This window comes from Rhizobium viscosum, from assembly GCF_014873945.1.
Classification (GTDB): Bacteria; Pseudomonadota; Alphaproteobacteria; order Rhizobiales; family Rhizobiaceae; genus Rhizobium; species Rhizobium viscosum.
Genome location: NZ_JADBEC010000002.1, coordinates 116,955 through 143,250 on the forward strand (window position 1 = coordinate 116,955; position 26,296 = coordinate 143,250).

The 26,296-nt window shown below is 55.3% G+C and carries 17 protein-coding genes and 1 pseudogene; 11 read left to right on the top strand and 7 right to left on the bottom strand.

Features of this window, described 5'->3' with window-relative positions; translation table 11 throughout:
- Nucleotides 1-85: 85 nt before the first annotated feature.
- From H4W29_RS21590 to H4W29_RS21600, 3 genes are all read left to right on the top strand, one after another.
- Nucleotides 86-2,464 carry a calcium-binding protein gene (locus tag H4W29_RS21590; protein WP_192730926.1) on the top strand — a complete coding sequence of 793 codons (2,379 nt, stop codon included), beginning with the start codon at nt 86-88 and terminating at the stop codon, nt 2,462-2,464.
- Between the two features lie 367 nt (nt 2,465-2,831).
- Entirely contained in the window at nt 2,832-4,604 is a 1,773-nt protein-coding gene (locus H4W29_RS21595; RefSeq protein WP_246517397.1) for a type I secretion system permease/ATPase, read from the top strand.
- 45 nt (nt 4,605-4,649) lie between these two features.
- Nucleotides 4,650-5,909, top strand: a complete 1,260-nt coding sequence (locus tag H4W29_RS21600) for an HlyD family type I secretion periplasmic adaptor subunit (RefSeq protein ID WP_246517398.1) — start codon at nt 4,650-4,652, stop codon at nt 5,907-5,909.
- A 175-nt stretch (nt 5,910-6,084) separates the two neighbouring features.
- Here the strand turns inward: H4W29_RS21600 and H4W29_RS21605 are convergent, their stop codons facing one another.
- Both H4W29_RS21605 and H4W29_RS21610 read right to left on the bottom strand, forming a co-directional pair.
- Nucleotides 6,085-7,338 (bottom strand): glycosyltransferase family 4 protein, encoded by a 1,254-nt coding sequence (locus H4W29_RS21605; RefSeq protein ID WP_192730929.1) that lies wholly within the window; start codon nt 7,336-7,338, stop codon nt 6,085-6,087.
- 71 nt (nt 7,339-7,409) lie between these two features.
- Nucleotides 7,410-8,675 carry a nucleotide sugar dehydrogenase gene (locus H4W29_RS21610; protein ID WP_192730930.1) on the bottom strand — a complete coding sequence of 422 codons (1,266 nt, stop codon included), beginning with the start codon at nt 8,673-8,675 and terminating at the stop codon, nt 7,410-7,412.
- A 1,035-nt stretch (nt 8,676-9,710) separates the two neighbouring features.
- On the opposite strand from H4W29_RS21610, the gene H4W29_RS21615 reads away from it, so the two are divergent.
- The 4 genes and pseudogenes from H4W29_RS21615 to H4W29_RS21625 all read left to right on the top strand — a co-directional run bounded on the left by H4W29_RS21615 (nt 9,711) and on the right by H4W29_RS21625 (nt 14,373).
- A complete protein-coding gene (locus H4W29_RS21615) occupies nt 9,711-10,565 on the top strand; it encodes a calcium-binding protein (RefSeq protein ID WP_192730931.1) in 855 nt (284 codons plus the stop codon).
- 659 nt (nt 10,566-11,224) lie between these two features.
- A complete protein-coding gene (locus H4W29_RS21620) occupies nt 11,225-12,424 on the top strand; it encodes an O-antigen ligase family protein (RefSeq protein ID WP_192730932.1) in 1,200 nt (399 codons plus the stop codon).
- 458 nt (nt 12,425-12,882) lie between these two features.
- Nucleotides 12,883-12,984: pseudogene (locus H4W29_RS34805) on the top strand (twin-arginine translocation signal domain-containing protein); the annotation flags it as partial.
- 57 nt (nt 12,985-13,041) lie between these two features.
- The gene (locus H4W29_RS21625; RefSeq protein ID WP_246517399.1) at nt 13,042-14,373 is read left to right on the top strand and encodes an SGNH/GDSL hydrolase family protein; all 1,332 of its coding nucleotides are present in this window, start codon (nt 13,042-13,044) and stop codon (nt 14,371-14,373) included.
- 254 nt (nt 14,374-14,627) lie between these two features.
- On the opposite strand, the gene H4W29_RS21630 is transcribed toward H4W29_RS21625, so the two are convergent.
- The 3 genes from H4W29_RS21630 to H4W29_RS21640 all read right to left on the bottom strand — a co-directional run bounded on the left by H4W29_RS21630 (nt 14,628) and on the right by H4W29_RS21640 (nt 18,948).
- Nucleotides 14,628-15,944: a UDP-glucose dehydrogenase family protein gene (locus H4W29_RS21630; protein WP_192730934.1), complete on the bottom strand. Its 1,317-nt coding sequence runs from the start codon at nt 15,942-15,944 to the stop codon at nt 14,628-14,630.
- 104 nt (nt 15,945-16,048) lie between these two features.
- Nucleotides 16,049-17,476 (bottom strand): mannose-1-phosphate guanylyltransferase/mannose-6-phosphate isomerase, encoded by a 1,428-nt coding sequence (locus H4W29_RS21635; RefSeq protein ID WP_192730935.1) that lies wholly within the window; start codon nt 17,474-17,476, stop codon nt 16,049-16,051.
- Nucleotides 17,477-17,523: 47 nt separating this feature from the next.
- Nucleotides 17,524-18,948 carry a phosphomannomutase gene (locus tag H4W29_RS21640; protein WP_192730936.1) on the bottom strand — a complete coding sequence of 475 codons (1,425 nt, stop codon included), beginning with the start codon at nt 18,946-18,948 and terminating at the stop codon, nt 17,524-17,526.
- Nucleotides 18,949-19,248: 300 nt separating this feature from the next.
- Here H4W29_RS21640 and ung point away from each other — a divergent pair, with 300 nt between their 5' ends.
- The 3 genes from ung (at nt 19,249) to H4W29_RS21655 (ending at nt 21,626) form a co-directional block, all read left to right on the top strand.
- Nucleotides 19,249-19,941 carry a uracil-DNA glycosylase gene (gene ung / locus H4W29_RS21645; RefSeq protein ID WP_192730937.1) on the top strand — a complete coding sequence of 231 codons (693 nt, stop codon included), beginning with the start codon at nt 19,249-19,251 and terminating at the stop codon, nt 19,939-19,941.
- A gap of 129 nt (nt 19,942-20,070) precedes the next feature.
- Entirely contained in the window at nt 20,071-21,003 is a 933-nt protein-coding gene (locus H4W29_RS21650) for a VOC family protein (protein WP_192730938.1), read from the top strand.
- Nucleotides 21,004-21,017: 14 nt separating this feature from the next.
- Nucleotides 21,018-21,626 carry an alpha/beta hydrolase gene (locus H4W29_RS21655; RefSeq protein WP_192730939.1) on the top strand — a complete coding sequence of 203 codons (609 nt, stop codon included), beginning with the start codon at nt 21,018-21,020 and terminating at the stop codon, nt 21,624-21,626.
- A gap of 65 nt (nt 21,627-21,691) precedes the next feature.
- Here H4W29_RS21655 and H4W29_RS21660 read toward each other — a convergent pair whose 3' ends face one another.
- Nucleotides 21,692-23,959 carry a polysaccharide biosynthesis tyrosine autokinase gene (locus H4W29_RS21660; protein WP_192730940.1) on the bottom strand — a complete coding sequence of 756 codons (2,268 nt, stop codon included), beginning with the start codon at nt 23,957-23,959 and terminating at the stop codon, nt 21,692-21,694.
- Nucleotides 23,960-24,563: 604 nt separating this feature from the next.
- Between H4W29_RS21660 and H4W29_RS21665 the strand changes: the two genes are divergently transcribed.
- The gene (locus tag H4W29_RS21665; protein WP_192730941.1) at nt 24,564-25,397 is read left to right on the top strand and encodes a metallophosphoesterase; all 834 of its coding nucleotides are present in this window, start codon (nt 24,564-24,566) and stop codon (nt 25,395-25,397) included.
- 9 nt (nt 25,398-25,406) lie between these two features.
- Here H4W29_RS21665 and H4W29_RS21670 read toward each other — a convergent pair whose 3' ends face one another.
- Entirely contained in the window at nt 25,407-26,177 is a 771-nt protein-coding gene (locus tag H4W29_RS21670) for a hypothetical protein (RefSeq protein ID WP_192730942.1), read from the bottom strand.
- Nucleotides 26,178-26,296 lie beyond the last annotated feature (119 nt).

Sequence of the window (26,296 nt, forward strand, 5' to 3'; positions counted from 1 at the left end):
TAAACCTTTAACGATTTTTGAATGCTGATCTTAACCCTGCTCCTGAAGGCTGTCCCCTGCCGTTCAGTTGATGCAGGAGTTTCAAATGCCCACGACAATCTATCTCGATGCCACAGCCGGTGAAACCGAATTGCGCAAAGCGCTTGCAACCGTTGCCAACGGGGGTGGAACAGTTGTCCTTGCGAAGGACGCTGACATCACCGTCAGCAAGGCGATTTACGCTTCGGTTGGAGCAGACGACGTTACCATAGATCTCAACGGCGGCACGCTGCATCAAGCTACAAGCTCCGAACGGGTTCTCGGTGTCTTCGGCGCGGAATCGCCACTGCAAACTGTCGCGCTCGGATCTGACGCGATGAACAATGCGACGGTCACCTACGCATCCTTGCCGCAGAACGTTACGGTAGGCAGTTGGATAAAGGTAACCGCCGACGACAATCTGCCTGGAGACCATATCGACCCGGGCGACGCCGGCCAGACGACCAAGCTTGGCCAGGCAGCCAAGGTAATCGCCATTAATGGCAACACCGTCACCCTGGAGGGCTCGCTGGTAGAGCAGAACCTCTATGCGACGAATGTCCGCGCCACGGTCTATGCCGAGGGAAAATTTACGATCAAGAACGGTACGATAGATGGGGCAGCAGCCGAATATAACTCAGCGACTGCCGATCTTCTTCATCTACGCAATCTGGTTGATGCCGTCGTGGAAAATGTCAACGTGAAAGACGGCGGCTTCGGCATCAACGTCGTCAACAACGTAAACGCCGCTCTGACCGACATTAAGGCCACCAATCTCTACTGTGGCATTCATACAGGTTCGTCGCTCAGCACCCAGATCGATGGCCTTTTTGCCGAACATGTCGGCCAGGGCGTTGTCGTCCAGGGAATAGGAACGGCTCTGAATGCCTCAAGTGCGGCGAGCTATGGCGCTGAGATCGGTTTCCTCGCCAAAAATTCGGTCGTCTACGACGGGGCGAATTCAGCGTACGATTTCCATTCCGAAAGCCGAAACGGGGTCTATACGGACGATCTCTCCTTCAACTCCAGAATGTTCGGAGATTTTCGCGGCATAGGAAACGCCTTTACAAACAGCGGAAGTGCTGGGGATGCCTACGGCATACAGTTCTATGAATATGGCGACGGAGATGGTCGCAACTCGCTTGTCGACAACCTGATATTGCGGGAAATCAAGAACTACGCGTTCATGATATCGAATTCGCCGGAGGCGAATATTGTCCAGAACAGCACCTTCGAGAGTTATCTCGAGGGATATAACATCCCCGAATCCATGGTTAAATTCATCAACACGCTGATTCTGACCAACGTGGTGCCTGGCGACGATACGCTCGTCGGCACGGCGGCCGCGGACAAACTTCTCGGTGGCCTCGGCGCTGACAATCTGTCCGGCGGCGGCGGCGATGATTATCTGTGGGGCGGCGACAAGGCTGATGTTCTGACCGGTGGTGCCGGACATGACCGCTTTGCTTATCATGCGCTGAGTGAAGGCGGCGATATCATCAGCGACTTTCAAGTTGGCGGTAATGGCGATGTTATCGATGTTTCGGTGCTCGCCGCCCGACTGGGCTGGGGCAGCGGAAGCGACCTTATTGCCGACGGCCATATCCGCGTCATCCAGAGTGGGACATCTGCCGTCGTGCAGGCCAATGATGGCCAAGGCTGGTCGACGCTGGCCACGCTTCAGAATGCAAGTGCGTCGGGCTTCGATACGCGCAATCTCCAGACGTCACTTTCGGCGACGACGCAATGGAACGCTGACGATCCTTCGGCGTCGTTACCAACTCCTACGCCACACACGGGTACGGATAAAGCTGACAGCTTTGCCGCGGCCAAGGGTGCCGATATCTATTACGGTTCTGCCGGTGATGACACCTATGTCTTCAACGACGCGCGAGATCACGTCACGGGGGAACTGGCAGATGGTGGCAAAGACTCGATATGGTCAAGTGTCAGCGTGGATCTTCGCAATGAATCCTTCGTTGAGAACCTGCGGCTTAGCGGAAGCGCTGAAATCAACGGGATCGGCAACGCTCTTTCCAATCTGATCACCGGTAACGCGCAAAGCAACACCATTGCCGGCGCCGGAGGCATCGACTCTCTTTATGGAGGTGGTGGGGCCGACACCTTCTATTTCTCCGAGATGGGTGCCGCGAACAAAGATTCGGTCTGGGATTTCAGCGATGACGACAAGATAGCCTTGTCGCAGTCAATATTTGCAGGCCTCGACGCGAACGGCGACCATGTTCTCGATCCCTCTGCGTTTTTAGTGGTCGGCAAACTTGGCGCGTTGGCGACGGGCGCCGGCCCGCAGATAATCTATAATTCGGCAAGCGGTGTCGTATCCTATGATGCAGATGGCTCCGGTGAAAAAGCTGCACAGGACATAGCCTTTATCGGGGCCAACAAAGCGTTCTTCAGCTATGATGACGTGCTGCTGTCTTATTGACGAAATCGGTTGTTTTAGTCAGGCGCCGGATTCCGCGGCTGATAGCCGCGGCGGTCGTGAGAGGTGGCTTCGTCGTCACAGCAACTGGTTCGTCTGGCAGCATATTTCAGCCCAAAAGGCCGCGGTAAAATGGTTTCTTATCTCTTTCGAGCCCTCTCAAGGCCAGCGGAATACTGACCGATGAGAGTATCGGCGTTAACTTACGGAGCAATTTTACGTCACTGTCTATTTATTTCACGGTAATTTCTGTGGCATGAGATGTAACTCCAGTAACGTCGTATCGTATGTCTTCAGAGACGTTCTGAGGGCGAGTGAGAGTAAATCGCCTGCTGGGTCTCGGAAGGCGCTATTTAGAGGGTGTCGAAGGTTGAATAATGTTGTAGCAGGCTTCATCCGGCAGCCGAAGAAGGATACGGGGGCTGAGGCCTTTTCGCGTTGCAAAAGCGCTCTGGTGGCAGTCGCGCTGGCAAGCGCGCTGATCAACATTCTCTATCTCACAGGTTCGTTCTTCATGCTGCAGGTCTACGACCGGGTTATTCCCAGCCGTAGCATCCCGTCGCTGATTGCCCTTTCGCTGCTGGCGCTGCTTCTCTATATTTTTCAGGGCGTCTTTGAAGTCATGCGCAGCCGCATGCTGATCCGCATCTCCGGTGTCTTCGATGAAGTGCTGGGCTCGCGTGTTTTCAAGGCCGTCATGAAGGCACCCGTCAAAACAAAAGTCGAAGGCGACGGATTGCAGATGCTCCGCGATTTCGACCAGATCCGCAGCTTTCTCTCCAGCGCGGGCCCGGCGGCATTTTTGGACCTGCCGTGGATGCCGCTCTATATTGCGATCTGCTTCATGTTTCATCCGATCATAGGCTTCATTGCCATTGGCGGTGCGCTTGTTTTGATCGCTCTGACATTCCTGACACATAGAAGCGCTCAGTCCTCGTCAAAGCAGGCGACGGAACTTGGCAACCGGCGGAATACATTCCTGCAGGCTGCCCAGCGAAACGCTGAAGTCGTCCAGGCCATGGGCATGAGAAAGGATCTGGCTGGGCGATGGCTGGATCAGAACGATGCCTATCGGATGACATCGCGGGCGGCGTCCGATACAGGCAACGTCTATTCGACCATCTCGAAGATTTTCCGCGCGGTGCTCCAATCGGCGGTCCTTGCGACCGGGGCAGTTCTGGTCATTGAAAATCAGGCCTCTGGCGGCATCATCATCGCGTCATCGATCCTGACCTCCCGGTCCCTCGCGCCGGTGGAGCAGGCAATCGCCAACTGGCGCGGATTTGTTTCGGCCCAGCAAGCGTGGAAACGGCTTAGGGACGCCTTTCGCGATCTGCCTGAGAACGAAGCCCCGCTCAAGTTACGCGCTCCTTACCGTCAGTTGGCCGTTGAACAGCTTATCAGCGGGCCTCCCGGCAGGCAGGAGATTACTATTTCCGGCGTCAGTTTCTCGATCAACGCGGGCAGCGCGGTAGGTGTGATCGGCCCCAGTGCCTCCGGCAAGTCGTCGCTTGCACGCGCCGTTACGGGTATCTGGCCCTCTTACCGTGGGGCCGTTCGCCTCGACGGCGCCACACTCGACCAGTGGGATGACGACGATCTCGGCACGCATATCGGTTATCTCCCACAGGATATCGAGCTTTTCTCCGGCACGGTTGCCGAAAACATTTCGCGCTTTCAGCCGGCGCCTGAGCCAGCAGCGGTGATTGCTGCGGCTGAAATCGCAGGCGTGCATGAGATGATCCTGCGATTTCCAAAGGGCTATGAAACTCAGATCGGCCCGAGCGGCTCGATGCTGTCTGCCGGTCAGCGGCAGCGCATCGCGCTGGCGCGAGCGCTTTACAAGGATCCTTTTCTTGTCGTTCTGGATGAGCCGAATTCAAATCTGGACGGAGAGGGCGAGGCGGCGCTGGCCGAAGCCATCCTTTCGGTAAGGCGGCGCGGTGGCATCGTCTTCATCGTGGCGCATCGCCCGAGCGCACTTGAAGGCTGCGATCTGGTGCTGATGATGAATGAAGGAAAGCTCGTAGCATTTGGACCGAAGGACGAGGTGCTCGCGCGCATTTTGCGCCGCGACGTCAAGCCAATCCATGCAGAACGATCGCCGACGCTCAAGGTCGTCGGCGACTCGCAGGAGCAGTAGGCCGTGGTGATGTCGCAATCTCAACGTTCGCTTCGACGCCATGCCATGACTGTCATCGCAATGGCATTCGTGCTTGTCGGAAGCATCGGCGGCTGGGCCGCCACGACGACGCTTTCGAATGCCGTCGTCGGTGACGCGACTGTCATCATCGATGACAACGTCAAGAAGATCCAGCACCTTGTCGGCGGTATCGTTTCGGAGATCTCCGTCAGCGAAGGCGAGCATGTGGAAGCCGGCGATGTATTGCTGCGTCTCGACGGGACGTCGGTGAAGGCCAATCTCGGTATCATCAACAGCAGCCTTGCCCAGCTTTATGTTCGCCGAAGCCGACTTCAGGCAGAGCGTCTTGGGGCTTCCAGTTTTTCGCTGGATGAGCTGGAGGCAAAGGGCGTTGATCTGGAGGCAAACAAGCTGCTGATCGACGGCGAAATGCAGCTGTTCAAGACACGCCAGTCTTCGATGGTGGGGCGCAAGAAGCAGCTTGACGAGAAAACGGCTCAGCTCGCCGAAGAGATCAAGGGCGACACCATACAATTGCAGGCGATTGATGATGCCACAGCGCTCGTCGATGAGGAACTCGCTGCAACGGAAGAGCTTTATGCGAGAAAGCTTGTCACCATGCAGAAGATCAACAGCCTGAAACGTGAGAAAGCCGATCTCGACGGCAATCGCGGCGGCCGGGTCGCTGCCCGTGCGCAGGCCGAAGGCAAGATTGCCGAGATCAGCCTGCAGATACTGCAACTCGATGCTGATCAAAGTGCCGACAATTCCAAGGATCTGACGGATGTCGAGGGGAAGATCGCGGAGATGGAGGAGCGGCGGATTGCAGCTCTCGACCAGCTCCAGCGATTGGATGTAAAGGCGCCGCTGACCGGCAGGGTCTACCAGCTTTCTGTCCATACGGTTGGCGGCGTCGTTAATCCGGGTGAACCACTCATGCTGCTGGCGCCGGACAATCGCGCGCTGACAGTGGAGGGCAAGATCGCGACGCGCAATATTGATCAGGTGCATGTCGATCAGGATGTTGATGTCCGATTTACCGCTTTTGATCAGCGCACCACACCTGAAGTTCAGGGCAAGGTTCTTTCGATATCTCCCGACGTGGTTACCGACGAACGCACGGGCGCAAAATTTTATCCGGTGCGCATCAAACCGGAACCGGAGAGCCTCGCGAAACTGCAGGGCATGGCGCTTTATCCCGGCATGCCGGCCGAAATCTTCATCAAGGTGGCCGACCGCTCGGTCATATCCTATTTGACCAAGCCATTGACGGACCAAATGAACCACACGTTCCGTGAGGAATAGCCGACGCGGTATTTGAAAGCTAATCGGTCTCAATCCGGAAAGTATTTGAGATTGCTGCGGTGGAGCAGGGAACACGCCGCTTGAGCGGCTTTCCCACACCAGTTCGGAGACCAACAACAAAAAAGCCGCATGGGTAGGTAACTCATGCGGCTTTTCTTTGTGTTTGTTAAAAGGCTCAGGCCTGACGCTTTACCTTCTTGTAGGCAGCGATCAGGTTGGGGATCTGATAAGGCCAGGCAAGGCTGCTTGCGACGCGCTCCCTACCGATAGCGCCCATTCGCGCACGCTCTTCCGGATTCTCAAGGAGGGCTACGATTTTCTCAGCGAAATCCTTCGCATCGTTGGCCTTTGCGTAAAGCGAGGCCTCTTCGGCACTGCGCCTGCCTTCCGTTACGTCGAACTGAACGATCGGTTTGCCGAGTGCCATATATTCGATGATCTTGTTCATCGTCGACTTATCGTTCATCGGGTTGACGCGATCGGGATTGACGCAGACATCCGCCGTTGAAAGCACTTCGAGAAGATCGTGGTCGGAGACGCGTCCGGTGAAGGTTACGCATTCCGAAAGGCCCATCCTTTCGGCATCGGCCGCCAAGCCCTTGGCGCTTGGGCCGCCGCCGACCAGAACGAACTGAATGTCATCGCGGCCCATCTGGTTTTTAATGTGCGCAACGGCATCGAGAAGAATGTCGACGCCTTCCTGGGCCCCCATGACGCCAACGTAACCGACCAGATATTTCCGGCCCTTCTTGAGCGACTGGTTGGGTTCGACGGCGACGAAACGAGAAAGGTCGGGACCACTTCTGACAACGTAAATGTCGTCGGCTTTCTTGCCCCCGCGGACCTGGGCGATTTCCCGGTAGCTCTCATTTGTCGAGATGACGACACGCGCGCTTTTAAACGTGATCCATTCGAAGCAGCACATCAGCCTCCAGAAGAAGCCGCGCTTTTCGTACTTTGCCTCGTAGAGTTCGGGATTGATGTCGTGGTGATCAAAGATATAGGGGACGCCAAAAAGCCGGAACTGCAAGGCAACCAGAAAAATAAGATCCGGCGGATTGCAGCCGTGAACAGTATCGAAGCCGTGACGGAAGAAAATCTTCCAAGCCAGAACAGTTTCCCAAAAGAGGGCAACTCCATACTCCAGCAGGTAGCCCAGCGCACCGCTTGCATCAAGCGGAAGAGGGTGCCGGTAAACGTGGATGCCTTCGATGCATTCGTAGCGTTCCGTGAAGCCTTTTCCTGTCGGGCAGATGACGCAAACCTGTGCACCGGCGGCCGTCAAAGTTCGGGCCTCCTGCCAGACGCGACGGTCGAAGGGAACTGGCAAGTTCTCCACGATGATCAGCACTTTTCGGCCTTTCAGGGGCAAAGCGCTGACGTCTGCTGCGTCATCAAGGGCTGTATCGAATGTTTCTTGAATTGCCATCGATTGCCTACTCTTGGTATTTCTCAAAGAGTCGGCCTCCGAAGAGGCCGATGAGGTTTTCTGTTTTTTCTCTAGTGCAAGGTATTTGTGTCAACCGTCCTTGCGGCTTTCACGTCTATCTTTGCCAAACTGCCGTTTGTATCGATCACCAGGTCGTATTCGGTGCCCTCTGCGTCCTCCTTCGAAACCATGATCTCGGAGATGGACGGAAGATGGGAGAAAGCATAGCCCATATTTTGACCTAGCAATTGCGTCGGTTTGACGGCTGGATCGTAAATGCTGAGCTTGTAGCCGGCTGTGATCAACTTATGCGCAAGGTTAAGCTGAGGACTTTCGCGCAGGTCGTCGCTTTCCGCCTTGAAGGCCAGTCCAAGCATGAGGATGTTTGCCTTCGGAGCAATATCGCGCGTAACATAGTCGAAGATAAAGCGCTTATGCGCTTCGTTCGAACGCAGCAGTGAATCGACCAGGTGATTGAACGCGCCTACTTCCTCGGAGATATGCGCCAAGGCTCTGACGTCCTTGGGAAGGCAGGAGCCGCCAAACGGGCCGCCAGGACGCATGTAGTAAGGCGAGATGTTCAGCTTTGTATCCGAGACGAATATCTTGTGTACTGTCTGCGGGTCGATGTCGAGTTGAACGCAAACGCGCCCGATTTCGTTTGCAAACGCAACCTTGACGGCGTGCCAGGTGTTGTCGACGAATTTGGTAAATTCGGCTTCGCGATAGCCGGTGACGAACATCGGCGCATCGATGTTCTTATAGAGTTCGGTCATGCGGTCCGACGGCTGGCCATTTTGGGTGCCGACAACGATCTTCGGCGGATTGAAGTAATCCTTGATCGCAACGGATTCACGCAGGAATTCCGGATTGTAGACAATTTCTACCGCCCTGGCGAAGTCCTTGCCGAGATGGGCCCTGAAGATCGGCGCGATCAGCCCGTCAATGGATCCCGGCCGGATCGTGCTGCGGAAAACGACCGTTAGCGGCTTTTCGCGGGAGGGATCTACGCCAAGAGCGATCTGGCGCGAGACCTCTGCGATGAACGTCATATTGTGCGAGCCGTCTGCTGCGCTCGGCGTGCCAACGCAAACAATCGCCAGGTCGCATTCCGAGAGCAATTTGCCCACCTGCGAAACAACAGTCAGGCGATTATCGGCCAGACCCATCGCCAAGAGGTCGTCAAGCCCTGGCTCATAAATTGGAGAATGGCCTGAAAGGATGAGTTTTACCTTGTCTTCGTGAGGTTCCACGCCGACGATTGAATGACCTTCTTTGAGCAGGCATCCGGCACCTGTGAGGCCGACATAGCCAAGGCCAAAGATTGCAATTTTCATTCGCACGCTCCTGCTGTTTGTGACTTTGCGGCGATAGTCAAAAATTTACATCGATTACGCAACCGCAAAAAAATGAACGTTCCGTCGATGACCAATTTCGATCATGTTTGTATAGGGCATATGACATTTTCGAAATACCCCACCAAGGGATTTTTTTAAGGAAGCGCTGGGATTGGGGCCACTCGTCCGCAAAAAACCCTTTATATTCAGAGGCTTAATGTACGCTTTTGCGTTGAGTTGAATTAATTTTTACACGTTTGCCGTATCGATTCGAGATGGTTCCGAGCGCGCCGAATTCTCCAGGATGGGAAGTGTGCGGTGCAGCAAATGGACGGCTGGCTGCCTGCAAAACTACCCGCAATAGTTCCGAAGGAGGCAAGCATCGGGAGGATGCACCCAAAAAAGGCTGCACAAGGGTAGTCGTGTTTTGAACTCAACTTTCAGGGTGGGTGCGTGCAGACGTCAAAGCAGCCTTCTGCCTATTTTAAACCTTTAAAAGTCGGGGGAATCGGAGCCGATTCCGGTGATGACCACCTGGGCTGGCCGATGGCTTCTGGCGCGGAAAAATGAACGCCTTCCTTCTGATGTTATGGTCAGCAGCGTCCCGAGATCTGTCGCCCGGTCTTTTCTCAATCGCTTGCTGCTGCAACGGCAGAGTCCTCCGCTTGCGGTCAATTCCTTGGGTATGGTGCCTATTTCCCTAAGCCGCGGCTAGTCGATGGGCGCCTAATATTAGGGATTCCTTCAATTAAAGCCGTGCCGGCTCAATGGGAGCATTGGGAAATACAAGGTGAATCGTAAGACCTCGCATGTGCGACACTATCATGAAAGTATTTCATGGGCTCTAAGGCCTTTAAATGCAGTGTTTTTGCATGCAATTTTAACGGGAGAACATGAGTTAAGTATATTTTTGCAATAGGCATTTTTGCTCGCCGTCAGGGTTTACAATATATTAAATATCCAATACTCAAGTCGGCGAAAGCGAGTAGCGCTTCAATATAAATGTGTTGATTTTGTTTCAAAGGGAGAATTGAAATGGCATACGTTCTGGGTACCAGTTCAGACGACACTCTCAAAGGTTCTGCTTTAGCCGATGAGATCCGTGGACGTGACGGTGCGGACGTTATCTATTCTGGCAACGGTGGTGATAAGATACTCGGGGGCGACGGCAACGATTCTATCACCAGCGGCAACGGTTCAGACCACATTTACGGTGGTGCCGGCGACGATGCTATCAATTCCGGACAGGGCGACGACGTTATCTACGGCGGCGACGGCAATGATGTCGTTGTCTCCGGCGAGGGTAACGACGTCGTTTTCGGCGGTACTGGTGCCGACAAGCTTTATGGCGGCGCTGGCAATGATTATCTGAGCGGCGGCGACGACAATGACACCGTCCGTGGCGGCATCGGCGATGACCGTATCAACGGTGACGCGGGCAACGACCGTGTCTATGGCGATGAAGGCAACGACATCGTCCACGGCGGCGACGGCAACGACTACGTCTACGGCGGCGTCGGTAACGATAAGGTCCTTGGCGACGCCGGCAATGATTTCGTCTACGGCGGCGATGGCGATGACAGCGTCTATGGTGGCGCTGGCGACGACTTCCTTTTTGGCGGCGCAGGTAACAATTATCTCGTTGGCGGCTCGGGCAACGACACCTTCGTTTTCGAAAATGGCTCGGATCGAATCGCAGACTTCACCGTTGGTGAGGACAAGCTGAAGTTCGGTGCCTTCGGCGTCAGCCAGTATAACTATGCCTTCATCCACGATCATATGGATCAGGTCGGTGCAAACACGGTCATCACCCTTGATCCCGATCACGTGATAACGCTCGAAAACGTTAACATGGCGGATCTTCACGCCTCCGACTTCCTGTTCGCATAATCACTGATCGGCACCCTTGTGCCGGTTTGTATGGTTTATGCTCCAACGTCTTCCTCAAGTCTGACGTTTTTCTGGAAGCAGCATTTGCAATAAGGGCATATCCCGAGATATGCCCTTTTTTATTGTCATGAGATGTTTGTTGCCAGTCTATGGTGGCTTCGCGAACCGGGATTGCCTCAGCAGGTGCCGCGGCATACATCTGACAGGAGCTGCAGCGCGCGAAGCGTCTTCAGCCATCACGCTGACATATATTTCTTCGATATTGCGCCAGCGTTCGGATGCGACGTGCCCTGTTTCGAACTCTTGACGGCATGGAACAAACCATGGAGGATCGCGGGACGTGCTAGGGCAACTTCAGCAAAAGTGCGCAGCGGTTTTGCGTCCGGAATTGCATGAAAAACAAGAGATGGAGCATTTCCGCGGCTCGGAGAAAAACGGAAATGCTCCGGCGTCAAGCATGACGATCCATCAAATGTTTCGACCTTGCTGCAGCAATTCAAGGCGTCATCACTCGACATTTGGCGGACAGGAAAACGGGGTCTTCCGGCAGCTGGATCCGGTCGTTGAATGCCAGGTCTGAGACTGATTTTTCAGATTCAATAGGAAGGTGCGCGTGATTTTCGCGGAGATTGGACTCGCGGTTAAAGTGGAAGCGGTGAATGGCATTTAGAGCAATTTATATAGCGTCGTTGGTATTGTTGGTCTTCAATATCGGTGGAGCGCTGCACTTCTCAGGTAGCAATGCGGTCGAAAAGACTGCTTTTTTGCTGGCCGCTTTGGCGATTCTTTTGCGAAAAGGAGCGGATAAGAGCATCCTATTCCTTCTTTTCGGACAGATATTTCTTGTTTTTGTTCTTGCCGTCGCAACTCCCTATAAGGGTTTCAGCTGGTCGATCTTTTTTGCCTCTCTCAATCAGATCATAATTTTGTTTGCACTATTGGCAGGCAAAACGGGATTTAAGGATCAACAAGCGATTTGGAAGGCGACCGCATATCTACCCCTCTTATGCGCGGTCTTGGGATTTGCCTATCATTTTACGGGCATGAAGCCGATGACCGCGATCGAGTTCGCGACAGGTCTCTCCCGGTATTTGGGCTCCTTGTCTGCGGCCGCCTTCACGTCGGCGTTGGGTATGTGCGGCGTATTTGCGGCGGTGCAGCTCATTCTCTCGGGCCGGAAAGCTTACGCGATACTGGTTGTCGTCAATCTGCTGGTTCTGCTTGCGGCTGGCGGCAGAGCGACCTTGGCTGTCTGCGTCGTGGTGACAGGGGCTTCAGTTCTCATCCAGCGAGGAATCACCATTACGACCAAATTGTCGTTAGTCGTTTTAGGCTCGGTAGGCGGGCTCGCTATATTGGCTATTTTCTGGAAGAGTTTCGCGACCCGACTTACCCAAAGTGGCGATAACGGTCGATTTATCATGTGGGACTACCTGCGAACCGTCATTGCCGAATTTCCGTATACGGGTATTGGCTTCGGACATCAGTTTTTCATAACGCCACACGAAGTTGAGATCCTCACCGGTTCTGCCGCTGCTCATAATGATTACATTCGACTGTCTGTCGAACTCGGCACTCCTGGCATGATCATCTTTTATGTGCTGCTTACTGCCGCAGTGCTCAAGGCAAGTTTCCGAGGCCGGCGACCGAATGTCGTTGCCATCTTGGCGTATGCAGGGTTCCTGTTTTTGTCCAACTCCGACAATGCTCTGTCATCACCGCTGGAATTTCCTCTGATATTCTTGGCGTTGCTTTCGAGGCATGAAAAACCCTATCCGCGAAAGCTTATCCAAACTCGAAGTTTGCCGCAAATGCGAAGAGGCAGTCGTCCAACTGCGACGGTTTCGCAAGGGGGATGATCAAAGGAAATCTGGCAATCTGCGGTCTGCTAGAGGCTGTTTTGCGGTGGCTTGAAAGAGGTGGCTGAGACCGACTGCGTGCTTCAGCCTGGAGCGTTAGGAGACGACGGGGTTCGACCCGCGGCGGCACTCTTATATGGAAATGCTCTCATCCGGTCGATGACATTTTACTTGGCGAGCAGCATGTGACCATTGAAGCGGCCACACGGAACGCAGTGCGGTTTGTTCATCCTCCCGATGTTCAAAGTTGGTTCAACGGCGAGAAATATCTGTCCTAGGCGTGAATGCAAACATCATCCTTCAGCACGGTGATTCGCGCCCCGCATACTTGCACTTTCCTGGTAGCAGAGATTTTTTCGCCGGTCGTTTCAGAGAGATCCCGATCCTCGGTCATAGAAATGTCGAGCTTGCGGTGATCTCTCGTGCGTCGATCAGTTAAGAGTAAAAGGTGTTTTGCTGTGAATTTGCGATCATATCTTACGTCAATCACTCGCCGTCGCTTTTTGACTGGAACATTGGCCGCAACCGGCGCCTGTCTCGTCGGAAACTCTTATGCACTACCCTCGTCCTCATCTCGTGCGCTACCGTCTCTGCCGCTCAAGACCGGCGCGAAGGTCATGGCAATAGGACATAGCTTCGTCGCCAACAGCGGCTATACCGTAATCTATCCCGGAAGCCCGACGCCGCGCATCGATACTGTCACCGCAAACTGGCTCGGAACCATCGGGCCGCTTCGCAACATAGATAACCGTTTCGACCTCGATTGCTGGTACGATCCTAAAGTTCCGACTGCGGCCGCCCCGACTGCAAGGCTCGCTGGGGCGATATCGGGGCGTGGCGGGGAGCACATGCCGCAGACTTTGGCGCGATTGCCGTGGTGCCTCGAGCGGAAGCCGGATATCGTTCTCCTGGATATTGCGACCAATGATATCGCAAGCGATAACCTCACCCTGGAAGAGGCAATCGAACGTTACGAGGCCTTGTTGAAGCCTCTCCGGGACGCAGGGGTATGGGTTATCTGCCTGTTGCCCGTCGATAGAATAGGCAAGACAAAAGGGACTTGGACGGCAGACGACGCTCGGCACGTGCTTAACAGCGGCCTTGCCGAATATCTGGTTTCGATTGGCAGCCGTGAAGGTATCAGGGTTGTGGATGATCGTGACGTGCTCGCGAAGGCAATTCAGCAAGGTGTCGCCATTACGGAAGACGGCGTTCACCTGAATACCGACGGGCAATGGCTGCGCTACTCCGTGCTCCTGCCAATATTGCGCGATATGGTGACGGAAGGCGACTTTTATAGCAGGGATGTGAAGTTGGCCAACCTGTCGCCACTTGGTGGTTTTTCGGGAGGTGCTGGAAAACGGTCAGGCGTGACTGGCGTCGTTGCAGATGGCCTTGTGGCAAGACGCGGCAGCGGTCAGAATGACGCGATCATCGGATCAAAGGAGCCTCTAGCTGACGGTATCGAGAGGCAGGTATTCACGATCAACCCGGCAGATAACGCCAACGACTCTCGCGTGTGTACTTTGACGCTGTCTTGGGCCGATATGGATCTTGAGAAACTTGGTCTCCATGAGGGGGATTGGGTCGAGGCGGGATTCGATTATGAATTATCGTCGAGCAATAGCTGGCTCGGGCTGGAGTTTAGCCTTGAGGCCAATAGCCGCCCGGCCATATGCCGTTATTCGGTCGTTGGCGGTATGGTCGTGCGTCTCAACACCACGCAAGATGGCCCGCGATTGACGGCGCCATTGTCCGGGCGGGCAACGATACCGCGGTTTAAATTGCTTGGAACTGACGACGTCGCAGCGCCGGCGGATTATTTCCGAAGCTCGCTGCGGCCGATCCGCCTTCACTGGAACAAGAACGCGACAGAGACGCTTGTCGCGAAATTCTCTCCAATCATCATCCGCAAAAGTACCGATCCCCGTCCGGCTTGGAATCTGTGAAACGCGTCAGCCGTTCGCAAAAGAACGCTGTGGGATTGGCAGGTCGAAGAGCGGCCAACCCCATGTAACTTACCGGCCTCAGCAGAGCGGCGGATTTTCAAGATTGTAGATACTAGCTTGAACAGCCGTATTCATCACCCTTGCAGCCTGGCAAAGGGGAGGGCGTATCATGCATCTTCTGCAGATTGCGATATAGCGTGACAGGCTCATTTTACGCCTGCCAGCTCGCCTTCCAGTGGTGAACTGGAGCCGCCTTAAACTTTTTCGGGTTTCCTGCCGACAGCAAAATAGCCGAAGCCATACTTGGTCACTTCGTTGACCGGATAAATGTTTCGGAGGTCCACGATAACTGGCTTTTTCATGATGGTCTTGAGGCGCTTGAGGTCGAGCGCGCGGAATTCGTCCCATTCGGTGACGATGACGATTGCATCGGCACCCGCGGCGATCTCGTATGGATCGTTGCCATAGATGACCGGGCCGAGCATATCCTTTGCCGCATCCATGCCCTCCGGGTCGTAGGCATGCACCGTTGCGCCACCATCGAGCAGAGCCTGGATGATCGTGAGCGACGGCGCATCGCGCATGTCGTCAGTGTTCGGCTTGAAGGTAAGGCCGAGGACAGCAATCTTCTTGCCGCGCACGTCGCCATCGCAGGCGGCGATGACCTTGCGGCCCATCGCGCGCTTGCGATTGTCGTTGATCGCAACGGTCGTCTCGATCAGGCGTACCGGGCTGTCAAAATCCTGCGCGGTCTTGACGAGAGCGAGCGTATCCTTGGGGAAGCATGAGCCGCCGTAGCCGGGTCCTGCATGCAGAAACTTGTCACCGATACGCTTGTCCATGCCGATGCCTTTGGCAACCTTCTGGACGTCGGCACCGATCTTCTCGGATAGGTCGGCAATCTCGTTGATGAAGGTGATCTTCATCGCCAGGAAAGCGTTGGCGGCGTATTTGATAAGTTCGGAGGTGCGGCGTTCGCAGAAATAAAGCGGCGCTTCATTGAGGTAAAGCGGGCGGTAAACCTCGCGCATAACCTCTACAGCACGCGTATCCTCGGTGCCGATCACGATACGATCGGGGCGTTTAAAGTCGGTAATAGCCGCGCCCTCGCGCAGGAATTCAGGATTGGAGACGACGGAAATATCCTTTTCCGGAAATTCATCTCGAAAGATACGTTCGATTTCGTCTCCGGTACCGACCGGCACGGTGGATTTAGTCACGACCACCGTGAAGCCCCTGACGGCGGCGGCGATTTCTCGCGCCGCTGCATAGACATAGCTCAGGTCCGCATGGCCGTCTCCGCGGCGAGACGGCGTGCCGACGGCGATGAAAACCACGTCGGCTTCGCCAACAGAAGGGGCGAGGTTCTTCGAGAAATCGAGGCGACCGGCGCTGCGATTCTGCTGGATAATGGCTTCGAGGCCGGGCTCATAGATCGGCACTTCGCCTGCTTCGAGAGCGTTGATCTTCGCTTCGGATTTGTCGACGCAGGTAACGTGGTGGCCGAAATCTGCAAAGCAGGCGCCCGAGACGAGCCCAACATAACCCGAACCAATCATCACAATGCGCATGGCGTAACCTTCATTCAACAAAAAGTGGTCCGGCCATCAAGGCGGACCACTATCCGTGTTACAGGGGCGGAGAACCAAGTTCAATACCGCCAAAAAGCTTAGGCTCAGGTTCTGCCGAACTCGTCAACGATACGGATGATATCGTCTTCGCCGAGATAGGAGCCTGTCTGAACTTCGATGAGTTCCAGCAGAATCTTGCCGGGATTTGCGAGGCGATGGACCTCACCGAGCGGGATATAGACCGACTCGTTTTCGCGCAGCATCTGCACATTGTCGCCGATCGTAACTTCGGCGGTTCCCTTCACCACGATCCAGTGCTCGGAGCGATGATGGTGCTTCTGCAGCGACAGCTTCTTGCCGGGCGTTACGAAGATACGCTTCACCTGGAACCGATCGCCATTGAAGATGGAGGTGTAGCCGCCCCACGGACGATAGGACGTGGGGTGCGTCTCGGTCAGCTTCGACGTCTTCTTCTGGCCGGCAAGCAGCTTGACGAGCTTGCCGACTTCCTGGCTCTCCTTCAACGGTCCGACATAAACAGCATCCTCGCTGGCGATGACGGCGACATCGTCCATGCCTTGGACGGCAAGATGAACGCCATGGGTCATGACGAGCGAGTTGCGGGTGTTGACAACAGTCGTGTTGGCGGCGGCAATATTGCCGTTTTCATCCTGAACGCCGGTTTTCCATACTGCATCCCAGCTGCCCATGTCCGACCACCTGAAGGCGGAGGGCACGACCGCCGCCTTGGACGTCTTTTCCATGACAGCATAATCGATGGAGATGTCGGGGCTCTTTGCGAAGTGTTCGGCATCGAGACGCGTAAAATCGAGATCACGCATCGCTTTGGAAAGTGCCTTTTCCGCTGCTTTCAGCACATCAGGTGCATAATCCTGCATTTCGGAAAGCAGTTCGGCAACCGGGAACATGAAGATGCCAGAGTTCCAGTAAAAGCCACCTGCAGCCAGCATTTGCTCGGCCTTCTCGCGTGCCGGCTTTTCGACGAAGCGCTTGACCTCATGCGCGCCGCTCGGCAGCTGCTTGCCGATCTCAATGTAACCATAACCGGTCGCCGGCTCCGTCGGCGTGATGCCGAAAGTGACGAGCTTGCCCTTGAGAGCCGCATCCCGTGCCGTGCGGATGGCGTCGAAATAGGCTTGGTCTGCCAGGATTTCATGATCGGACGCCAGCATCTGGATGATAGCTTCCTTGCCGAATTGTTCGGAGGCCAGGCTTGCAGCCGCTGCCACTGCCGCAGCTGTGTTACGGGCTACAGGCTCCAACAATACCGCAGCGAGCGGAATATCGAGTTCGCGGGCCTGTTCCGCAACGAGGAAGCGAAAGTCCTCATTCGTCACAACAACAGGGGCTTCGTAAAGCGCCGGATCGGAAACGCGGACCAAGGTTTCCTGAAACAGCGTCTTGTCCCCAACAAATTGGATGAACTGCTTCGGCGCGGTTGCGCGCGAGAGGGGCCAAAGGCGCGTGCCCTTGCCGCCAGCCATGATCACGGGGACGATTTTCTGTGTCATCGGATACTCTTCCTTGAAATGAACGGCCAGGTTTGTCGCATGGTTGGTTACCGGGCTTCTGCCCAGCGCTTAATTCGGGTCAATCCCGCATTCAAAAGTTCTAAGGCGGCGGCCTCTCCTTCGGCTTCCACGTAGCAGCGCATTTCCGGCGCATTGCCGGACGGACGAAAATGAATGATACGGCCATCGCGCAACGTCACGCGCAAGCCGTCAATATCGCTTTTCGAACCGACCTCGCCAATAGGCCGCAGGAATTCTGTGAGATTGGCGTCGGATCCACGCAGGTAGGTCATCAAGGCTGCGCTCGTTTCGACCGGGAAATTCTCAAGACGGTCGGCCGCCGCAAAGGGCAGTTTATATGAGGCCGCAACGATCGAAAGCGGCTCCTTGCGGATTGCGGCGAGTGAAAGCGTTGCCAGCATCGGCAAGAAGCAATCGCGCGTGGGCAGTGCTCGCACGCTGCGGCCGTTGATATCGAAGGGCGTTGCCGTCAGGAGCCCACCATTCGCCTCGAAGCCCATCACGAGATCCTTGCCTGCGGCAACGGCCTCTTCCATGCCCGCGATAACGTAGGGAGAGCCGACGCGGGTGCGAATGACTCTGAAAGATCCTGCCGCTTCAATTCCTGAATTGGAAGTGACCGGCGTGACGACGGTGCCGGCACCGAGGAAATTGGCTGATATCAATCCCAGAAGGTCTCCGCGCAATGGCGTCCCGGTTTCGTCGGCAACCAGCGGACGGTCGCCGTCGCCATCGGTGGAAACAATCGCATCAAGGCCATGGGTGGAGGCCCAGCTCTTTAAAAGGGCGATCGTCTCTTCGGAAACGGCTTCGGTATCGACGGGAATGAAGGTTTCGGACCGACCAAGGGCGACGACCTCGGCGCCATAATGGGCGAGAATATCGACCATCAGGTCACGGGCGACCGTGCTGTGCTGATAGATGCCGATCTTCATACCTAGAAATGCGCTTGTCGGCAGGAGAGCAGCATTGCGCTCAAAGAAGAGCTGCAAGCACGGGGCAGAGTGATCTTCCATTGCAGCCGGTGCGCTCACCACAGCCTCGCCGGAAGCTTCGATTTCGGCGGCAAAGTGCGTAATAGCGGCTTCGTCCGTCTTGTCGATCTCGCCGTCGGGACGGTAGAATTTGATGCCGTTGCGGTCCGCCGGGATATGCGAACCCGTTATCATCAGGCAAGCGGCCTTTCTTTCCAGGCCATAAAGCGCAAGCGCCGGTGTCGGGACGGTGCCGCAGTCGAGAACTTTGAAGCCGAGACTCGCAAGGGCGCCGGCGCAGTTGCCGGCAATCTCCGGGCTGGACTCCCGAAAATCACGGCCAATCAGGATGACATCGCCCTTCGCAGCTTTGTTGCTCTGCAGCAAATATTTGCCGAAGGCCACGGCATAAAGCGCCGATGCGCGTCCCGTGAGATCCACCGAGAGGCCGCGAAGGCCGCTTGTCCCAAACTTCATACGAAACACCCTCGCGCTGTGAGCAACCGATTTCTACTGTGCTGATTTGCTTAGGTAAACAGCAAAATTAGGGCATAGTTAAAACGGCAGACGGCATAGCAAAGTATTGCCATCATTTGCGTATCGTTACCAGCACTTTTGGTAATGGTAGAGAATTTCCAATTTATGACAGCCGGAACACTCTTCGCATCTGCGAGATGGCGAGGCATAGCGGCCGCAACCGTCGCGTATTGTGGCCCTGCATAATTTTGCTAGAACGGCTTCCGTACATAGGCTGCACCGATCCGAGAGGTTTGCGTCGTGAACGACACATCAGTCACACTTGAAGAGAGTTGGAAAGCGGCGCTCGCCGGCGAGTTTGCAAGTCCCTACATGCAGCAGCTCAAGATCTTTCTCGTGGAGCAGAAGCAGCTTGGCAGACGAATTTTCCCGAAGGGCGGGGAGTATTTTCGCGCTCTGGATCTGACGCCGCTTGCGAAAGTTAAGGTCGTGATTCTCGGACAGGATCCCTATCATGGCATCGGCCAAGCTCACGGGCTCTGCTTCAGCGTCCGCCCCGGCGTGCGTATTCCGCCGTCGCTCGTCAACATTTACAAGGAGATGGAGACGGATCTGGGAATTTCGCCAGCACGGCACGGCTTCCTGGAACATTGGGCACAACAGGGCGTGCTTCTCCTCAACAGCGTGCTGACGGTGGAGGAATCTCAGGCCGCCTCGCATCAGGGCAAAGGCTGGGAGCGGTTTACCGATGCCGTGATTCGCAATGTGAACGACGAATGCGAAGCCGTCGTTTTCATGCTCTGGGGCTCCTATGCTCAAAAGAAGGCGGCCTTTGTCGATGCAAGGCGGCATCTGGTGCTGAAGGCGCCACATCCGTCGCCGCTTTCGGCCCATAACGGTTTTTTCGGATCCCGGCATTTCTCCAAGGCAAACGCGTTTTTGCAATCGCATGGCCGTGAACCTATTGATTGGCGGCTTCCCGTCAATCCTTGAACGCTGTCGCATTGTCGTTCACAAAACAGAGACAATGCGTGTCGGCTTGCCGGACTATGAGAACCGGCTCGAAAAGCTCATCTATGACCCATCGAAAGCCCGCCTGATGCGGGCAGAAAGAGGTCTCAAATGCTCGATCAAATCAAGGGTCTGCACCACGTTACATCGATGGCGGAGGACGCCCGGACCAACAACCAGTTCTTCACCAATGCGCTGGGCCTGCGCCGCGTCAAGAAGACCGTCAATTTCGACGCTCCCGACGTCTATCACCTCTACTATGGTGACGAAACCGGCTCCCCGGGCACGATCATGACCTATTTCCCGTTCCCGAAGATGGCGCAAGGGCGTCCGGGCACAGGTGAAGTCGGCACCACGGTCTACTCGGTTCCGCAGGGCTCGCTCGGCTTCTGGAGTGATCGCCTGACGAAGCTCAATGTCACCGGCCTGAAGGCGGAAGAATCGTTTGGTGAAAAGCGCCTGAATTTTGCTGGTCCCGACGGCGACGGCTTCGCGCTCGTCGAGGTCAAGGACGATACCCGCGCTCCCTGGACGCATGGCGGTGTCAGTGAGGATCATGCCATCCGAGGGTTCCACTCCGTTGCCATGCGGCTGAGAGATGACGGCGCCACGGCCGAACTTCTGAAGTTCATGGGTTATGAGGTTCAGGAAGAGCGTGACGGCGTCAAGCGTCTCATCATTCCCGGCGGCAACGGCGCGCATCTCGTCGATCTCGAAACCATGCCCAACATTGCCCGTGCGCTCCCAGGCGCCGGTTCCGTCCACCATGTCGCTTTCGCCGTCGAGAATCGCGAGAAACAGCTCGAGGTGCGCAAGGCCTTGATGGACACAGGCTATCAGGTCACCCCGGTCATCGACCGCGATTACTTCTGGGCAATCTATTTCCGCACGCCTGGCGGCGTGTTGTTCGAGATCGCTACCAACGAACCCGGCTTCGATCGCGATGAGGATACGGCTCATCTCGGCGAAGCATTGAAGCTGCCGCAGCAGCATGCCCATCTGCGTGCTCTCATCGAGCAGCACCTGCAGCCGCTCGAAGCCTAAGCGGAGGTAAGACGATGACGAACAACGGCTATGTGCACCGGCTGCATGCCGGTGCACCCGGAAAGCCCATCCTTTTCGTGTTTCACGGGACGGGTGGCGACGAGAACCAGTTCTTCGATTTCGGCAGGCGGTTGCTACCGGAGGCAACGATCGTTTCGCCGCGCGGCGATGTTTCCGAATATGGGGCGGCGCGCTTTTTCAAGCGAACCGGTGAGGGGGTCTATGACATGGCTGACCTTGCTCGGGCGACGGATAAGATGAGTGGTTACGTCCAGGATCTGGCGTCGGCACATGGCGCATCCAGAATTCTCGGGTTAGGATTTTCAAACGGCGCCAACATTCTGGCGAACTTGCTTATCGAGAAGGGCCTGTTCGACGCGGCAGCTCTGCTCCATCCGCTCATCCCTTTCCGGCCGCATGCCAATCCAGATCTCAGCGGCCGCAGGATATTGATTACGGCGGGCCAGCGCGATCCAATCTCGCCCGTCGCGCTAACCGAAGCACTTTCCGCCTATTTCGAGGGGCAGAAGGCACAGGTGCAGACGGAATGGCACTCCGGCGGGCATGACATCCGGCCGAATGAGATCGAGGCCATCGGCAGGTTCTTTTCGGAACCGATGTGACTAAAAAAAATTATGCGGCGAAATTCGCCGCATAATCCATTTCAGGCTCTGCTCGAAAGGCGTTCTTACGATTCGTGATAGTAGGCGGAGTAGCGGTTGTAATAGTACTCGCCGGAACCATAGGAACGATAAAGCTTCAGCTTTTCCGTATCGACCTTGTTCAGCACGACACCGATGCACTTTTGCATGAGTTCGGGCTGAACTGCGAAGGTTGTGCGAACAACACGCCGCGATGTACGGCCCCATTCAATGACAGCCAGCGAAGCATCGAGCATCGGGCTGATCGCGCGGGCATCGACGACCGGACCAAGCGGAGGCAAGTCGAGAACGATATAGTCGAAGTGTGCCTTCAGCTCATCCAGCATGTTGGCCATGATGGACGAGGAAAGCAGATCGGAGGAGTGCGGTACACGGCGCTTGACGACGGCCGGCAGGAAGGCGAGCCTGGTCTTGCTGTCGAGCAGCAGCACGTCCTTCAGCGGCCTGCCTTCCAGCAATGCTTCCAGAATGCCCTGTTCCGCATGGCGTCCGATGGCGCGTGTTGCACCCGGGTTGCGAAGGTCGGCGTCGATCAGCAGTGTGCGTGAACCCTGCATTGCAAGGAGCTGCGCAAGGTTGATGGCGATGGTCGACTTGCCTTCGCCAGGGAGGCTGGAGATGACGCCGATGACCTTGCTGCGTGAGCTCGGATTTTCCATGTCGACAGCGATCTTCGCGCTACGCATCGTTTCGGCGAAGGCCGACAGCGGGTGATTGACCACGTAATTGGTGATCCCGTTGCCGGTTTGCAGCCCGCGGGTCGACTCCACCTCGCTGGCTCCGTTGGCGGCTTCCTTCGCGTCGACAGCAGGCACATGGCCGATATATTCCAGCGACAATACATCGCGAACCTGATCACCCGTCCGGAAGAAGCGGTCGCGAAACTCGCGGTAGGCTCCGATGCCACCGCCGAAGAGTGAGCCAAGTACCAGCGCAAGGGCAAGCACCAGGGGCTTTTTCGGTGCGCTGGCGGACGTCGGCACCTGCGGTTTGGTAATGATGCGCGCTTCCGTGATGGGGAAGGACTGCTGTTGGGTTGCCTCTTGGTAGCGGGCGAGGAAGGTTTGATAAAGATTCCGATACGTATCGGCGGTGCGTTCGAGTTCACGCAACTGAACTTGCGTTTCGCCTGCGGCGGCCGTCACGCTTGTCGCTTGCGTAACGTTGTCCTGAAGCGATTTTTCACGTGTTTGCGCAACCTGAAGTTCGCTTTGATAGCTTTCCGCGATTCGATTTAATTCTTCGAACATCAACCGTTGATATTCGGCCATTTCGCTTCGCAAACGGACTGCTTGAATGTGATCTGGTCCCAAGCGGGCAGATATGTCCGCCTCGACCTTTGATGCCTCGAGATACTTTTTACGCAGGTCGTTGGAAATCGAATTATCAAGGACGTCGGTTACGATTGCATCCGTACGCTTGTTGTCGATGATTGATTTGACCCGGTCATATTTTGCTTGCGCCTTTGCTGTTTCGGCTTGCGCGGAGATAAGTTGGGTCGTCAATTCCGAAAGCTGTTGGTCGCTGAGAAGCTGGTATTGGCCGCCAGTGTTGAACAAGCCGTTTGCGGTACGGAATTTCTGGACTGCAAGATCTGACTCGAGTGCCTTTTGTCGCAGTTCGTCTATGCGTTCCTGAAGCCAATTACTCGCGCGTCGTGTCGCTTCGTATTTCGAGTTCAGCTTATCCACGAGGTAGGCATCAGCAATTGAGCCTGCAATCTTGGCCGCCAAATCTGGCGAGGTCGAGGTGTAACTTACCGAAAGAGCATAGGTGCGACCGATACGTTCGACGTCCATATTGTCGGTAAGCTTTTGCGCCGCGTCACGCCGCTTGGAATCGACATCATCGGCGTCCTCGCTTGCAAACCAACTGCGGAACTTGAGCAGTGAACGAAGCATGCTGATCGGCGAGTTATCCGGCGAGGTAAATTCCGGGTTATCCAGCAGCTTCAACTTGTCGATAACTGCCGAGCTTATTGTGTCGGAGTTGAAAAGCTCGACTTCGCTCAACACAGACGAGTCATCCTCCACTGGGACGCCAGCGTTGGAAAGTTGGCTCAGGAGTTCGCTATTGCCGCGGTCGATGAGCACGCTTGATGAAGCAGTATATTTCGGAACTGCGGTTACAATGTAGATAATTCCCAATACGAGAAACAGAAATGCAGAGATTGCAACAGGACGCCATTGACGTGCCGCGATCGCTATCAACTTTTCAACATCGATAGCGTCCCGCGATTCAGAGTGCTCCCACTCTTCGTTCGCATGTTCCGTGACCTTATCTGGTGAAAGCAATCCGAGGCCTCCGTTGAGTTGAGTCATATCGGTGAAAGGTCTGTAGGTGCACTTAATCAAATGCTTCCAGGAAGCCAATCGAAAGTGGGCGCACGCTACATGAAGGAGTAGTGTCAATCAATGTTTAAGCTCGAGCCGAGACAAAGCGCCCGGCTTCAATACCGTCAACTCGCATCAGGCCGCATTGACACCGTGTCTTCGCGGCTGCGATTTCTAATGACTATCTTAGCATTCGGCAACGCCACTGTGACACCCCAACTTGCCTGAATTTTGTGAGAGGAATTTAGCTTTTTCTCACAGTCTGTGCGTAGGATAGGCGTGTATTGATGGTCGGGCAGCGGATCCTATATCAATGAAAGCCTGTACTCATCAGTAATTTTTGGGAAATATTTGGATATATAGAGACAATACGCAAGACAGTGGTAGTTATTGATAGTATTTTTCGATGAATCATAGCTAATTATTCATATTGACTGCAAAATATATTTTAACTTTGTGTTAATTTATATCTGCCGTCTGCGAAAGTTGTGAGGTTGTTTTATGCGCGCTATAGGCTCCAACTGACGCGCATAGTACGGCACGAGGCCTTGAGGATCAAAATAGAATGTCGAATTCTCACGTGAAGCGCCATCAAAGCTTTATAAAGCCAACCTTATTTGGGGTGTTCCAGAAGCTCATAGGTAAGGGCAGGGCTCTGCCGGCGGTCCGCGAGCAAACCCGGCAAAGGCTCCATTTCGATCCGGCCGATTTCTCTGTTATCTACGCTATAGGTGACGTGCATGGCTGTCACAGCAGCCTTCTTGAAGCAAAGCAGAAGATATTCGATGATTTTTCGAGATATACGGGCACTGCACTAATAGTAATGCTTGGGGATTATGTAGACCGCGGCTTATCCTCTAAAGATGTTATCGAGCACCTTAGCAATCCAACCCCAGCCAATATCATGCAAGTCGCCTTGTGCGGTAATCACGACGACGCATTTCTGCGATTGCTTGAGGAGCCGGATCTGCTTCCGAGCTGGCATCGCTTCGCTGGCTCGGAAACGCTGAAATCATACGGGATCGACGTCGCCTATTTGCTGAAGCATGGCAACAATGGGGCGGTAGAGCGCGCAATCAACGATGCCGTTCCAGCTCACCACAGAAAATTATTAGCTGAAATGCCGTCAATGGTCACAGTGGGGGATATCGTTTTCGTGCATGCCGGGATTAGGCCGGGTATTGCTCTACCTGAACAAAGAGACCGTGATCTATTCTGGATTCGCGAGCCCTTTCTAACGCGAGGCCCTGAGCTGCCTTTGCTTGTGGTGCATGGTCATACGCCGGTTGCTCGACCGTTTTTTGGTAATGGCCGTATTGCAATCGACACCGGCGCGTTCGCCACGGGTAGGTTGACGGTGCTGCGCATCGTGAACCGACAAGCGGTCGTGCTCAGCTGAAGCGACTGCTTACGGCTGTTTGTCAGGATTGAAGCCGAACCAGGTGAGTGAGCCCTTCTTGTTGGCCGGCAATTGTGTGGCGGCCTGCTTCACATAGGGCAGCAGGGCGGCGCTGATTCTGGTCAATGCCGGCGCGACTTTCCGTGAATCTCCAAGCTTCAGGAGAAGGCTGACGTCGCCTTCGACCGTGGTTCGTGCATTTTCAAGTGTTGCTACGTTCAGATGATTCCAGAAATAGACGCGGGCGAGAAGGGCGAGTTCGTCCGAAGGAGCGAGCCGGGCTGACATCGTCATCAGCCGGGCAATGGATTTTGGCTCCTGAGCGATCACAGCACGAACGATCGCAAGCCTGAGCCAGAGATTGCTTTCGCTCGGCATGCAGGAGACAGCATGGCGCATATATCGCTCGGCGTCGTCCGCAGCCTTGGCCCAGGCCTCGTAACCCGTGATCTCGTTGGCCGTATCCAGTCTGTTCAGCACGAGTGTCGTGCCTGCCATGACGATATCCGAGCGGCAATAGTCGCCGGAGACGATCATGTCGGTGTCGGCTGCCGTCCTTGCGAGCGTTTCAGGGCTGATCTGTCCGGATTGTTCAAGCCTTTCGGCGACGAGAAAGATATCAGCAAAGCGCGCTGACTGCCTGATATTGGTAACGGCGAAGGCCAGTAATGCAATGACCGTCAGACTAAAAAGAACAGCTAGGGGAGAGAGAAGTGACAGCGCAACCGGGGCCGTGGCCCTTCGCCGTGTTTGTCCGCTTGCCTTGGCGCGCTGAGGCATGTCCTACCGGTCCGACCTGCTGCAGGAACGATCGGCTCCACTGCCGGCAACAACTCGCGCGAGATAGGAGCTTTTCTTTAAATGTTGAAGGGAGAAGAAGGGAGGCCGAACGGCCTCTC